The following is a 13,855-nucleotide window of genomic DNA, read 5'->3' on the forward strand; positions in this document are numbered from 1 at the left end:
ATGTTGATGCAAGTCGAGGTGAGTACGCTCCGGAATTGGGAGCAAGGTCGCCGCGCTCCGACGGGGCCTGCCAAGGCACTTTTACAGTAAAAGCGATCAAGAACGACCCGGAGCATGTTTTAGCTGCTCTCGCAGGTTGAATCACTCCAATCTGCTGGAATCATCGCAACCTACTTACCTGTTTCAACCGCCTCGGCCATGGCCTTCAACGCACTTTCGGTGCCTGCGCACGTATCGTTGGCCAGCAGCACAAAACCTTCGTGCTGCTTTGGATAGAGCACCACCTGGCTGGACATGCCAAAGCTACCGCCGCCGTGCCAGATAATGGGTTGACCGTGGTCATTACCCACGTTCCATGCCATGGCTTCACCATCGTCCACGCTACCGGTCAACACCTGATGCGATAAATGGATAACGGGATCACCGTCGTTCAGTTGCCAGCGGACGTATTTCGCCATGTCTTCGGTGGAAGCGTACAAGCCCCATGCGGCGCCCGCATTTTGCGGATGGTATGGCGCAGGATGGCCGTAACGGTCGTAACCTTGGATAAGGCGCGGCTGTTCACTCTCATCGAGTGCCAGGCCGGTGGATGTCATGCCCAACGGTTGCGTGATGGCTTGATGCAATAACGCATCGATCGTCTTGCCATAGACCTTTTCCAGGCCCAGCCCGATCACCAGGAAACCGGCATTCGAATAGACCTGCCGCTCGCCAGGCGCGCTGCGCAGCCTGGTGCCGTGCAGGGCGGCAAGGAATTGCTCGCGGCCGAAGCCCTTGTTGAGCGCGACCATGCGCGCCGCGAAATCAGGCGCATCCTTATGCGCAAAGAGCGCATCCGTATCGGGAATGTCGCGCGGCATGCCGGAGCGATGCGTAAGCAGCGTGCGCAAGGTTATTGGCTGGCCGTTCCAAGCGAGATTGCTGTAGTCGCCGGGCAAATCATGGCGAAAATCGCCATCCAGGCTCATGCGGCCATCGACCACCGCTTGCGCCGCGAGGGTTGCAGTAAACGTCTTGGTGACCGATGCCAGCTCGTAAATACTTTTCGGCGTCGGTAGCACGGCCTTACGCGCCGACGTGCTGCCGTAATCGTAGAAGTAGATATGGCTGCCCTTCACTACCGCCATCGAAACGCCAACATGGCAGCGATGGCGAAAGTAATCCTTGGCGGCGCTGTCGACGGCAATGTCCAATGCCGATCGGTGCGGGTTGTCGCTGGGTATTTCTGCATTGGCGCCATGTGCGGAAACCATGGCGGGCAAACCGATCAGTGCCAAGGCGCAACCACGCCACCACTTGTGTTGCCGAATCCGTTGAGACATCGATGTTCCTTCAAAACATTGCTAGCCAGTAACCATCCCGCCGTGGCTTTGGCTTACACCAGCATCGCGGCCAGCGTGGATACACAAATCGCTACGCAAGCGGCGAAGAAGCTGTTGAGCATCAAGGTTTCGAATTTCATGGCGGTTCTCCATCCGATCTGTGATTGAGGCTTTGGCGCTAAGCAATGCATAGCCGATGCCAAACTCACCGATGCCCGGAAAGCCGCGTGGTAGCGCCATTTGCGGAAATGGGACCGTTTTCTCCGCGCTGTCCGCGGACAGTTGTCCACGTTGTCCGGACGGTGCACGGACAACGCGCTGTCCTACTGCCCTGCCGTGGTCAAGCCATATTTCGTTGCACGTGCCTCGATCTCCGGGCTGAGCGCGCGTGCGGCGACCAGGTCCGCCTTGCCCGCATCGACCTGGCCGCTGTGGATTTTGGCCAGGCCAAGGCCATAGCGCGACCAGGCGGAACGCGGGTTTTGGGCGACGGCCTGCTCGTAGGCTTTGATCGATTCGGGATAATGTCCCAGCCGCAATTCCACCAGGCCAAGACTGTCGAGGTACGCGGCGTTTTCGCCGTCCCGCTTGATCGCCTTATGGCAATCCTTCAAGGCATCGTCGAGCATCTGGTTGCTCAATCCACGCGCCCAGCAGCGCTCGTTGAGCGCCGAGCCAAGCAAGGCATCGCTGCGGTGCAGGTTAATCCAATCATCGAGCAAGGGCAGTGCCGCGTCGGGTTGATCGAGCTGGATATACAGGCTGGCAATCAAGCGCGCCTGCGCTGATCCGGCGGGTGCCAAGGCGCTGGCCGCCTTGACGTCCGCGGCTGCTCCTTCGCGGTTTTTGTGCCGCAGGCGACCCTCGGCACGCAGCAACAAGGCATCGGCGTTTTTCGGATCCAGGCTGAGTGACTTGTCCAGATCGGCGAATGCATCGTCCGGCTGCTTGTTCGCTATGTGGGCTCTGGCGCGGGCCAAGTAATAAGCCGCTTGATCGGGCGCCATGCGGATCGCTTCGTCCAGGTCGGCGATGGCGGCTTTTGGCTCGCCGCGCGACAAGTCGGCATCGCCGCGCAGCGCGTAGTCGCTGGCGGTTTTGAGCGTACTGTCCGCGGCGGGGCTTGCGTTGTCGCCGTCGCCAGGCGCGGCGGCGAGGGCGAACACACGGCCGCCGTTGTAAGTGAAAAACGCTTTCTTTTCGCTGTTGGCGATGAACATGTGATGGGCGAGGATGAAATCCAGGCCAAGCAGCATGTCGGTGTCACGGCCGCCCATGTCGTCGTCGATCACCAGTACCTGGCTGTTGTGGATGGTTTCCGTGCCCACCGAGAACGCGTCGACGGGCACCATCCACGTCTTGACCGACTTGGCACCAATGCCGAAGGTGCGATGCCCGGCCTTGACGCCGGGCGCATTGAGATCAAGCCCGACCCGTTCCGCGGCGCGTCGCGTCAGCAAGGTGGCCGGCGCGCCGGAATCGAGCAACGCGCGCACATGCTTGCCGTTTATCGTCACGCTGACAAACGTACGCCGGTCAAGCTGGCTGCTGGACGATTCGAGATCGGCGACGTTGTAATTGCCATCCTTGGACCAATAGGCCAGCGACGCCTTCTTGCAATGATCCACTTCGAACAAGGTCAACTTGCCGTGGGCCAGGTCGAGTTCCAGATCGGCCATGTCGAGCAGGTTGGCGCCCAGCAATCCGTTGCCCATATCCGTGCCGCCGACAATGAAATCGATGTTGTGCAGCGTCGTATCGAGCACTCCGAATTCCTTGACCTCGGTAAAGTCGGCATTCGCACCACCGCCAATGCCGTAAATGCGAAAATCAAACGGCAGCGACCGCGACCTCAGCCCCAACGCCGACGCATTGGCCTTCGACATGATGTTGAAGAAAGCGCCGGTATCGAGCAGAAAGCGTGTGTCGCTTCCATTGATCTTCACCATGGTGGTGGCGCGCTGGCCGATCACTTCCACCGGCAAGGTACCGTACCGTCCCAAGTGACAGCCTTCGGCCCACGCATGGCTTGCGAATAAAATGCCGATGCCTACGCAGCAGAAACGCAATATCTTGATCATCAGTGCCCCCAGTCGCGCCATGCTCGCAGAATGCGGGCTTGGCCGTCGAGTGCCTGCGTGTAGCATGTTCCCACATCAACGGCTCGGCAGGATTCACCCCCAGTCTTGTTGAGCCACGCCTAGGCTTGGTGACATGCCTAAGGCGATACTTATTTCAGTGTTGCCTTAAGGGTGCTGGGATTTCATCCCAGCCTGCTTGTCCCACACGACCTTATGCTCTAATCGCCTGCAGCGCCATCATCGCCGAAGGGACGTCCATGCCTTGGCTCATCACCAAATACCTGATCACCGCCGCCGTGGTCGTTGTCGTATCGGAAGTCGCCAAGCGCAGCGATCGTCTTGGCGCGCTGATTGCATCGCTTCCCCTGGTAACGCTGCTGGCGCTGACGTGGCTCTATATCGACAAACAGCCCGTCGATAAAATCACCAACCATGCCTGGTATACATTTTGGTACGTGGTGCCCACACCGCCCATGTTCCTTGCCTTTCCGCGCTTGTTCATCCGTTTTGGCTTCTGGCCGGCGCTTGGGTTCAGCGCCTTGATCACCATCGTGTCGTTCGCGTTGTTTGCAATGGCGGTGCGTCCCTTTGGCATCAAGCTGCTGTAGCACGTAGGCTGGGATCAAATCCCGGCATCAGGAATGACGAACAAGCTTGGATTTCATCCCAGCCCACGCCGGCACATGAGCGAATCTCTTAGAGAAATGAAATCCCAGCAAAGCTGGGATTTCAAACCTGGCACCGATGACTCTCACGGTTTGCTAAAACCCATATGCAAGGTGATCTTGTCCCCTGCTTTCAAATCCGCCACGGACGACGGCGGAAAATGCACCTTCAGGTTCATGCCGGCGGAATCGACTTCGACGATGCCGGTCTTGGTGTCGACCGATGTCACCGTGGCAGGCATGGCGTGCATGCCCATCATGTGATGCATGCCCTTCATGCCGGACATGTGGTCGTGCATGCTGCCCATCGAGCCCATGCTGGATGAAGCACTGCTAGGCATGCTGTCTTGCGCAAGCACGGCACCGCTCAAGGCAAGCGCACCCAGCGTCGGCAGCAGGATTTTGGCAAGCGTGTTTTTCATGATCTTCTCCCCAGAGCGTGGTTAATGAGAACAGCAACTGGAGTATGCACCCGCTCGAACCTACAGGTAACGTCCTTTATGGCAGCCATGGCCACGCATACATTTCCTTGACGCCAATTCGACGGAAAACCCACATCCGTGTTTCTTTAGATCCATGCTTGCTGGCCGCTCACAGGTTCGCACAAGCGCAAACAAGGCCATCCGCCCGATAGTGGAGCCCTATCGACCATGAATATGGTTGTTACAAGATCAGCACGGTTCACGTGCCGTAGCCGTCGCTAGCGCAATCGGTTCGCCCCTGCCTGGAATCCGACAACTCACGCCAGCTTGCTTAAGGCAAGCTTCCATGGCGCACATGCCCCGCTCGTACTCACCATGCACCAACAGTACCTGTTGACGTTTCTCGCGACCAAGCCAATCCAGCAAAGCGGGCTGGTCGGCATGTGCCGAAAAACCGTTGATGGTCCAGACCTGGGCTTTTACTCGCACGTCCTCTCCATAAATGCGAACGGTTGCCGCGCCATCCACGATACGTCGGGCCAGGCTTCCCTCCGCCGCGTATCCCACAAATACGATGCTGCATCGTTCACGCCATAGATTATGTTTCAAGTGATGCAGTACCCGGCCGCCCGTGCACATGCCGGAACCGGCCAAGATGATGGCGCCGCTCTGGATATGGTTGATCGCCATGGAGTCCGCGGTATCGCGGCAGAAATGCAAGTTGGACATGGCGAACGGATCCCCACGCCGGAGTTCCTGATGGAATGCCTCATCGAAACACTCAGGATGCCTGCGGAAGATGTCGGTGGCGGAGATCGCCATCGGCGAGTCCATGAATACGGGTGTATGCGCGGGCAAAACACCGTTCTGTATACCTCGATGGAGGTAGTACAGAATTTCCTGCGCACGCTCCAGGGCAAAAGTCGGAATGATGACGTTGCCGCCCCGATCGATCGTTTGCTTGATCGCGTGATATAGCTCATCCACGGAATCTGGCAGTGCGCGATGCGGGCGATCGCCATAGGTGGTTTCCATCACGACATAGTCGGCTGCCGGCGCTCGCTCCGGATCGCGCAGGATCGGCCGACCAGGATTACCCAGGTCGCCAGAGAACAACACCTTGCATGTGCAGCCGCCGCTGTCCAGTTTCAGCAGGATGGAAGCGGAACCAAGAATATGCCCAGCATCCCGAAACGTGGCGCGAACACCGTCAAGAATGGTTATCTCGCTGTCATACGCCACAGGCTCGGAAAAAAAATCCATCGCATGCAGCGCATCATCCAAGGTATACAAGGGCTCCCCGTTGAGGTCGCCGCGCCTGCGGCTTCTCCGCTGTGCCCGGCGCGCGTCCTCTTCCTGGAGGCTTGCTGCGTCCAGCATCACGATGCGGGCAAGATCGCGCGTTGCTGCCGTAGCCAGAATGCGACCGCGGAACCCTTCCTTGACGAGCTTTGGGATACGCCCGCAATGATCCAGATGCGCGTGCGTAAGCAGCAGCACGTCGATGCTGGCGGGCTCGAAACCGAAAGGCTTGGCATTTTCCCTGTCCTGCTCGCGGCCACCCTGGAACAGGCCGCAATCGATCAATACGCGCCGGCCGCCACATTCAAGCAAGTGACACGAACCCGTGACTTCCTTCGCTGCGCCGTAACAGACGTAGCGGATGGCGCTTTTGCCGGCTGCCATGGCTTTTGCCGGCTGAACTTGCTTGACAGGTGAAAACATGTCGCGTTCCAGGTTTGCCAGAACCAGGGAAACTCAGGCCTTCTTTGGCGTGTATGACGAACACCAGCCCTTCGCATTGACGGCCTTACCTGGAAACAGCTGGCAAGTGCCATAGCCTGTATCTGGTCCGTTATAGAACTGGCAGTTGGCACACGTGCTGCCGGCCCGATACAGGGCATTCTTCGCGCTACCGGCATCTTCCACGTAGTTCATCGCCTTGGCCGTGGGATCTGCATCGGTGAGATGAGGCAGTTCTCCACCGCGAACGAACATGGACATGCCGCCCACGCAAGCACCCCCGATGGTGACCGTAACCCGTTGCAGAAACCGCCGGCGCGATTCGATCGTTGCTTTGGCTTGTGACATGGGATGCTCTCCGCGAGGGCGATGATCATCACTGTAGCCATCGGATGGCCCGTTCGATTGATCCAGATCAAACCGGTCAGGTTTGGCGTGCACAAACTTCCTCCAGCTACTTTTTCGAGCGCGCCCGAAGCATCGCGCCAGGGCAAATGGCCAACAAGAAGGGGAAGAACATGGTCGGCGAAAGCACGTGCATGCGCACATCCAGCAAACGCGTCGTACCAGGCATGCTGGCCCTCGTACTGGGCATGCTGGTGCTGCTATCCCCTGTCACCAGCCACGCGGTACCGGCGTTTGCGCGACAGACGCACCAGCCGTGCACGGCCTGCCACGTTGGCGGGTTCGGACCGCAGCTCACACCCTTTGGGCGCCAGTTCAAGTTGATGGGTTACACGCTCTCGGTGGGCAGCGATACCAAAGTGCCACTGTCGCTGATGGTAGTCGAAACGTATACGCATACGGCGAAAGCCCAAACCTCGCCACCGGCAAGCAATTTCAGCACCAACGACAACGTCGAGTTGCAACAGGCTTCCATCTTCGTGGCCGGCCGTCTTGCCGACAATCTCGGTATCCTGGCGCAAGGCACGTATTCGCAGAATGGCGGCCTACTCGGCTGGGATAACAGCGATCTGCGCTACGCAAGATCATTCAACCTTGCCGGGCACCCTGCGATCTGGGGCTTGTCGCTCAACAACAATCCCAGCGTCACGGATGTATTCAATACGGCACCGGCCTGGCAGTTCCCCTATATGGCACCGGACCTGGCCCCTGGCGCCCCAGCCGCGCCCGTCTTGATGGGCGGCCTTGCCGGACAAGTGGTGGGCCTTAACGCGTATACCCAATACAACAATGCGTTCTACCTGGAGGCCGGCGTTTATCGCTCGCTGTCGCCGGCTTTTCTGCGCGACGTCAATGCCGACTTCAGCGGGCGCCTGGCGGGTATTTCGCCCTACGCACGTGTGGCCTATACGTGGAATCTGCCTAACGGCAATGTCGAACTCGGCGGCTTCATACTGGAAACGGCACGTGGACAGGTAGGTGTCAGCGCACAAGGCAAACCCGTGGCCATGGCCGGCCCCACCGACAAGTTCCACGACTACGGCGTGGATGCGAGTTATCAGCTTTTGAACGGCAGCGATCACATCGTTACGGTCAACACGATCTACCTCACCGAACAGCAAAGGCTGGATGCAACCTATCCATCCGGCGGCTCATCCAACCTGCACGACAACCTGCATGCCCTCAATGCCAATGCAAGTTATTGGTACAAAAACACATGGGGCGTCACGTTGGGCGCATTTGCCAACGACGGTAGCAAGGACGTGATCCTGTACGGCAACAACGGCAGTCCCAACACCAACGGCGGCACCGTGGAGCTGAACTGGAATCCATTCGGCCAAGCCACTTCCTGGGCGCAGCCATACGCCAATGTGCGCCTTGGCTTGCAATACACCTGGTACACCCGCTTCAACGGGCTGGTTTACAACGTGGATGGTGCAGGAAGGCGTGCGTCGGATAACAACACGCTCTATTTCTACGTGTGGCTTGCGTTCTGAACCGCCGGTTGCATAACCATCGGCACGGCTTTCGAAGGCCGGGCGAAATCCCTGCATCTATCGCGCCGCGCGCGCTTGGATTTCGTCCCGGCCCACGCAAGCCAATTGACGTGGGTCATGCGGACAACGCGGCTACGCACGCAAGATAAAGCGCACCCGGAACATTCCGCGTCGAGGTCCGCATGCACAAAGCAATCAGATGGCTGATATGTTGGCTGGCTTTGGCCTCTCTGTATGGCCTGGCATTGCCTGGAAACGCGCAGGCTCCCGAGCCCGGCGTGACCATTCTCGTGTACCACCGTTTTGCCGATACGGCGGCGGATGCAATGACCGTGCGCATCACCACCTTCAAATCGCAGCTACATTTTTTACAGACGCATGGCTATCACATAGTGCCGCTGCGGGACGCCGTCGACTGGCTGCGCAATCCAGCCACCTCATTGCCCGGAAAATCAGTCGTCATCACTGTGGACGATGGTCATCGCTCGGTGTTCGAAAAGCTGCTCCCAGTCGTATTGAGCGAGCATTTTCCCGTCACGCTGTTCATCTATCCATCGGCCATTTCCAACGCATCCTACGCACTCACCTGGGATCAGCTGCGTACACTCAGACGGACCGGGTGGTTCGACATCCAGTCGCACACTTACTGGCATCCCAATTTCAACATCGAACGCAATCGGCGGAGCGCCGCGGATTTCGAGCAGTTCGTGCGTTGGCAGCTGGATGCCTCGCGCCAGCGCATCGAATCAGAAACCGGCGCGCATGTGGACATGCTGGCGTGGCCATTTGGCATTCATGACGATGCATTGATCGCGCTTGCCACACAGGAAGGCTATGTGGCCGCTTTTACGCTCAAACCGTGCAAGGCCGACCAGCACGCACCGCTGCTGGCGCTGCCGCGCTTTCTAATGATTGATGCCTACGGGCCGGACGCTCTTGCGCATCTGCTCGGCGAAAAAAAGACGGAGCACGTGCCATGAGCTTGCCGCTGCGACTGAAACTATGCGCAATGCTGGTCATCGCCACCGTGCTGGCAAGCCCGGCCACCTTGGCTGTCACCGGTGTGGTCATCGATCAGGTTACCCAGATGCCGATTGCCGGTGCCATCGTCACGACTTCCGCCGGCGTCACCCGCACCGACGAACAAGGGCGTTTCGATATCCAACAAGCGGTGACAAGCATCGCGGTTCGCGCGCCAGGTTATTTGCGCAGCAACATGCAGATCTCCAACGAACGCACGATGACGTTGACACTGGCGCCCTTCCAGCCCAAGGCCGTTTACCTGTCGGTGTATGGCATCACCAGCACAACACTACGTCGTGCGGCCGTCGACCTCACTGAGCACACCGCCATCAATGCGCTGGTCATCGACATAAAAGGCGATCGCGGCCTGACGCCCTATCGCAGTCATGCCCGCGAGATGATCGGTGCCGCCGCCAAGGTGACCGAACGTGTGCCATTCGTGTCGGACTTCCCCGGCCTGCTTGCCGAGCTGCATGCCCGCCATCTGTACCTGATCGCGCGAATCGTCGTCTACAAGGATGAACCATTAGCCCAAGCGCATCCCGAATGGAACGTGCACGATGCGCAAGGCAAGCCATGGCGCGACCGCGAGGGTTTGCAATGGATGGACCCCTTTTCGCGCGACGTCTGGCAGCACAACCTGGACGTGGCCGAAGAAGCCGCCCGCATGGGTTTTGACGAAATCCAGTTCGACTATGTGCGCTTCCCCGATCAGGGCGGTCTACGCTTTGCCTTGCCGAACACCCGTGACAATCGCACCGAAGCCATCACAGGATTTCTGCAAGCCGCTCGCGCAAGGCTTGCGCCTTACAACGTCTTCATCGCGGCAGATATTTTTGGCTACGTTTGCTGGAACACCAACGACACCGCGATCGGCCAGCAGCTCGAGCAACTCGATGCCGCGCTCGACTACATATCGCCGATGCTGTATCCGTCTGGCTTTACTTGGGGTCTGCCGAGTCTGGCCGATCCGGTCGCCGAACCGGGGCAGATCGTCGAGCGCTCGCTGACCCAGGCAATACGCCGGACCGGGCTTGCGGGTGTACGGTTTCGTCCGTGGCTGCAAGCGTTTCGCGATTATGCGTTCGATCATCGTCAGTTCGATGCCAAGGCGATCCGTGCGCAAACCGATGCCGCTGAAGCAGCTGGAGCCGATGGGTGGATGTTATGGAATCCGCGCAATCAGTACGACGCCAACGACCTGCCCCGCCGCTGACTGGCGTGGTCAGGCGCTGGCGGCTATCGATGGGATTGGCCGCACTGGTCGTCGCGGCGCCGCCGCTTGCGGTGGCTGCCGACCTGCGCCCCGCCGACGAACAGCAGCTTGAGCAAATCGTCCAGGGACAAATCGCCGCCGGGCGCATTCCCGGCGCCGTTATCCTGATCGGCGATGCCAAGCATGTTTTCTACCGGCAGGCATTCGGGCAACGCGCCATCGTGCCGAAGCATGAGCCGATGACATTGGATACGGAGTTCGATCTCGCCTCGCTCACCAAAGCAGTGGCGACGACCACGGCGGTCATGCTACTGGTCGAATCGGGCCGCATCCATCTGGACGCCCCGGTCGCTTACTACTGGCCGGACTTTGCGGCGAACGGCAAACGGACGGTAACAGTGCGCCAGCTACTTGCGCATACATCGGGTTTGCGACCGGACTTGCGCAGCCTTCCGCATGAGCGCGGCCGGCAGAGCGTACTGCGCGCCATCGCTGCGGAACCACTGCTCAGCGCACCCGGCGAAAAGGTCATCTACAGCGATCTCAACTTCATCGTGCTCGGCGAGTTGATACAGCGCATCACGCATCAACCGCTGGACGTCTATTGCCGCACGCATATCTTCAAGCCGCTCGGCATGCAGGACACGATGTTCCTGCCCAACGCTAGGTTGTCCAGACTCAGCGCCCCCACCACCGCGGACGCTACGGGCATGCGTCGCGGGCGGGTCCACGATCCCACGGCAAATTGGATGGGTGGCGTTTCCGGCAACGCAGGCCTGTTCTCCACCGGCGCCGATCTGGCGCGCTTTGCGCAGATGGTGCTCAACAACGGGCGCCTTGGCGGCCAACGCATCTTGCAACCGGCAAGCATTACCGCGCTGGCGTCCGCTGCATCGCCACTTTCGGGTACATCGTGGCGCGGCATCGGTTGGGAACTGGCCCCACCCTTCGTCGCCAATCAGGACCGCGTTCCACCCATCGGCGCCATCGGCCACACCGGTTACACCGGCACGGGCTTGTGGATCGATCTGGCGACGCGGCAGTTCGTTGTCATCCTGACCAACCGCGTGCATCCCCATGACGAAGGCGACGCGCGCCCGCTGCGCGCACAGGTGCTGGCGCTGCTCGCAAGCCGTACTGCGCCCAAGGCCACGGCCGAAATTGGCCGGTTGCTACCGTGGACGTTGCCGACGCTGCACGAAGCATCGCGCTTGCCGATCTCGACGGGGCCGGTGCAAGTCGGCATTGACGTGCTGGAGGCACAAAGGCTTGCTCCGCTCGCCGGCTTGCGTATCGGCCTGATTACGAACCGCAGCGGTTTCGATGCCGAAGGCAGGCGGACTATCGACGTGCTCGCTCGCGCAACGGGCATCACGCTCGTGGCGTTGTTTTCACCGGAGCATGGCTTGAACGGCGATGTCGACGCGCCGGTTGGCGAAGCGCGCGATGCCGCAACCGGCCTCATCGTGCATAGTTTGTACGGCATCAACCAACGCTTTCCGGCCGGCTCGCTTGATGGCCTGGATGCGCTGGTGTTCGACATCCAGGACGCAGGCGTCCGTTTCTTCACGTACGAAACGACACTCGGTTACGCGCTGGAAGCCGCGGCGGCGCATCGCATGCCGCTGTTCGTGCTGGACCGGCCCGATCCGCTTGGTGCGGACCGCTTCGGCGGTCCCGTGCTCGATAGCGGCCATGAGTCCTTTACCGGTTATTTCCCGTTGCCGCTGCAACCGGGCATGACGGTCGGCGAGCTTGCCGATCTTTTCAATCAGGAAAAACATATCGATGCGGATTTGCGCGTCATTCCCATGAACGGTTATCTGCGTTCCATGCATATCCTCGACACCGGCCTGGGCTGGGTGCCACTGTCACCGAATTTGCGCACGCCGGCGCAACTCGACCTTTATCCGGATGTAGCCTTGCTCGAAGGCGCGAATGTCAGCGTGGGGCGCGGCACGCCGCATCCGTTCGAGTGGATCGGTGCGCCATGGATAGATGGCGAGAAACTCGCCCGTGCCTTGAATGCGCTGGATACAGGCGCGCATTTCGAGGCCATCGATTTCGTTCCTACCGAATCCACCTGGCACGGCCAACTTTGTCACGGCGTGAGCATCAAGGCCGATGCATCGCGCCCTGTCGCGCGCCTGGGGCTGGCACTGCTGTCGACGCTGCATGCGCTTTATCCAAGTACGTTCGATCTGGCTGGAACGCATGGTTCGATAGGTTCGGCGGCCGTGTTGCAGGCGATTCGCGGTGGGGCGGCACTCGACCGGCTTGAGGCTATCGAGATGGCGCAAGATGAGGGTTTCGCCACGCTGCGGGAACGGCACCTGCGTTATTGACCATGACATGGCCGGCCAATTCTTCCCACCACCGATCGCCCGCGCAGCGCGCTGAACGCTGTCGATAGAACAAGCCATCACCCGCCTATTCGACCTCGCTATTCGGGCATCGCCTATCAGACGGCAAAAGAGCTGGGCGCGACGTTGATTTCGGTCCCTCTTGATGTGGATCAACAAGACGCCGCGAGCAATGTCGAATGATGGGATTGCAGATAGTTGCCGGGCGCGAGACCATGCTCAAAGACATCGCGGTAATCATGACTGGCGGCGATGGCGACAGCTCCGCCGTGAACGCAGGCGTCAAGCTGGCCCGTCATTTTGACGGCAAGCTCCGCCCCCTCCAAATGGTTGAGCTTCCGGCGCCCGCCTTCAGTACCTCTGCCATTCTTCCCCATCCGCAAACGCAAGCGCTGCACGAACAGCTTCGCCGCCGCGCATCCACGGCAGCCGAACGCACTCAAAGCGAGCTCGATGCGGCCCACGTCGATACGCATCGCGTACGCATCGTGGAAGCCTTATATGCGCATGCGTGGGCGATGGCCGCCCGCGAATGCTACTGCACAGACACCATCGTCATCGGCAAACATCAGCAGAAGGATGCAGGCAAGTGGCAATTGCAGAACATTGGCGGACTGCTGTTCCAGACCGGCCGGCCGATGTTGATCGTATCGCCGGCAAGCGAACTGTCCGTGCCGATCAAGAAAATCCTGATCGCCTGGCGTCCCACCCGTGAAGCTTCCAGAGCCATCCACGATGCGATGCCGCTGTTGCAGAAGGCGGAATCCGTGGAAATCGTTGTATACGATGATGACGCGGATCAGGACGCCCGCCACCGCCGAAGAGTGGTGACGGATCATCTTTGGCACCACGGCATCAATGCCAGGTGCGTTGCGATTGATTCGCGTGGAGTCGATATTGCCAGCCTGATCCTTTCCCATTCCGACAATATCGGTGCTGATCTCGTGATTGCCGGCGGATACGGCCACTCCCGTTTTGTTGAATGGGTGCTGGGTGGTGTTACGCGAGGGCTGCTCGCCGAGGCGAAGGTTCCCATTCTTCTGTCTCACTGATTCTACGGATCCGGGTATTCCTTCCAGCACGACACAGACACCTTTCCCGCATCCATGACCACTTCGG

Annotated in this window: 12 protein-coding genes; 7 read left to right on the plus strand and 5 right to left on the minus strand. The window is 59.7% G+C overall.

Annotation, left to right across the window (positions count from 1 at the left end):
• The first annotated feature begins 6 nt into the window (after positions 1–6).
• On the plus strand, positions 7–90 hold the full coding sequence (locus V7M64_RS01335; protein WP_333676700.1) for a hypothetical protein: 84 nt from the start codon (positions 7–9) through the stop codon (positions 88–90).
• A gap of 80 nt (positions 91–170) precedes the next feature.
• Here V7M64_RS01335 and V7M64_RS01340 read toward each other — a convergent pair whose 3' ends face one another.
• Entirely contained in the window at positions 171–1,322 is a 1,152-nt protein-coding gene (locus V7M64_RS01340; protein ID WP_333676479.1) for a serine hydrolase domain-containing protein, read from the minus strand.
• 323 nt (positions 1,323–1,645) lie between these two features.
• Entirely contained in the window at positions 1,646–3,403 is a 1,758-nt protein-coding gene (locus V7M64_RS01345) for an aspartyl protease family protein (protein ID WP_333676480.1), read from the minus strand.
• A gap of 257 nt (positions 3,404–3,660) precedes the next feature.
• On the opposite strand from V7M64_RS01345, the gene V7M64_RS01350 reads away from it, so the two are divergent.
• Positions 3,661–4,011 (plus strand): DUF3147 family protein, encoded by a 351-nt coding sequence (locus V7M64_RS01350; protein WP_333676481.1) that lies wholly within the window; start codon positions 3,661–3,663, stop codon positions 4,009–4,011.
• Positions 4,012–4,154: 143 nt separating this feature from the next.
• On the opposite strand, the gene V7M64_RS01355 is transcribed toward V7M64_RS01350, so the two are convergent.
• The 3 genes from V7M64_RS01355 to V7M64_RS01365 form a co-directional block, all read right to left on the minus strand.
• Positions 4,155–4,490, minus strand: coding sequence for a hypothetical protein (locus V7M64_RS01355; protein WP_333676482.1), 336 nt, complete (start codon positions 4,488–4,490; stop codon positions 4,155–4,157).
• A 249-nt stretch (positions 4,491–4,739) separates the two neighbouring features.
• Positions 4,740–6,176 carry an MBL fold metallo-hydrolase gene (locus V7M64_RS01360; RefSeq protein ID WP_333676483.1) on the minus strand — a complete coding sequence of 479 codons (1,437 nt, stop codon included), beginning with the start codon at positions 6,174–6,176 and terminating at the stop codon, positions 4,740–4,742.
• A gap of 72 nt (positions 6,177–6,248) precedes the next feature.
• Positions 6,249–6,581 (minus strand): high-potential iron-sulfur protein, encoded by a 333-nt coding sequence (locus V7M64_RS01365; RefSeq protein WP_333676484.1) that lies wholly within the window; start codon positions 6,579–6,581, stop codon positions 6,249–6,251.
• 191 nt (positions 6,582–6,772) lie between these two features.
• On the opposite strand from V7M64_RS01365, the gene V7M64_RS01370 reads away from it, so the two are divergent.
• The 5 genes from V7M64_RS01370 to V7M64_RS01390 all read left to right on the plus strand — a co-directional run bounded on the left by V7M64_RS01370 (position 6,773) and on the right by V7M64_RS01390 (position 13,788).
• Entirely contained in the window at positions 6,773–8,134 is a 1,362-nt protein-coding gene (locus tag V7M64_RS01370) for a cytochrome C (RefSeq protein ID WP_333676486.1), read from the plus strand.
• A 278-nt stretch (positions 8,135–8,412) separates the two neighbouring features.
• Positions 8,413–9,114: a polysaccharide deacetylase family protein gene (locus V7M64_RS01375; RefSeq protein WP_333676487.1), complete on the plus strand. Its 702-nt coding sequence runs from the start codon at positions 8,413–8,415 to the stop codon at positions 9,112–9,114.
• The gene (locus V7M64_RS01380) at positions 9,111–10,373 is read left to right on the plus strand and encodes a putative glycoside hydrolase (protein WP_333676488.1); all 1,263 of its coding nucleotides are present in this window, start codon (positions 9,111–9,113) and stop codon (positions 10,371–10,373) included. Before V7M64_RS01375 ends, V7M64_RS01380 begins: the two co-directional genes overlap by 4 nt.
• Before the next feature lie 29 nt (positions 10,374–10,402).
• On the plus strand, positions 10,403–12,718 hold the full coding sequence (locus V7M64_RS01385) for a serine hydrolase (protein ID WP_333676489.1): 2,316 nt from the start codon (positions 10,403–10,405) through the stop codon (positions 12,716–12,718).
• A gap of 233 nt (positions 12,719–12,951) precedes the next feature.
• Positions 12,952–13,788, plus strand: coding sequence for a universal stress protein (locus V7M64_RS01390; protein WP_333676491.1), 837 nt, complete (start codon positions 12,952–12,954; stop codon positions 13,786–13,788).
• The last annotated feature ends 67 nt before the right edge of the window (positions 13,789–13,855 follow it).

It is taken from the genome of Dyella sp., from assembly GCF_036746095.1.
GTDB lineage: Bacteria > Pseudomonadota > Gammaproteobacteria > Xanthomonadales > Rhodanobacteraceae > Dyella_B.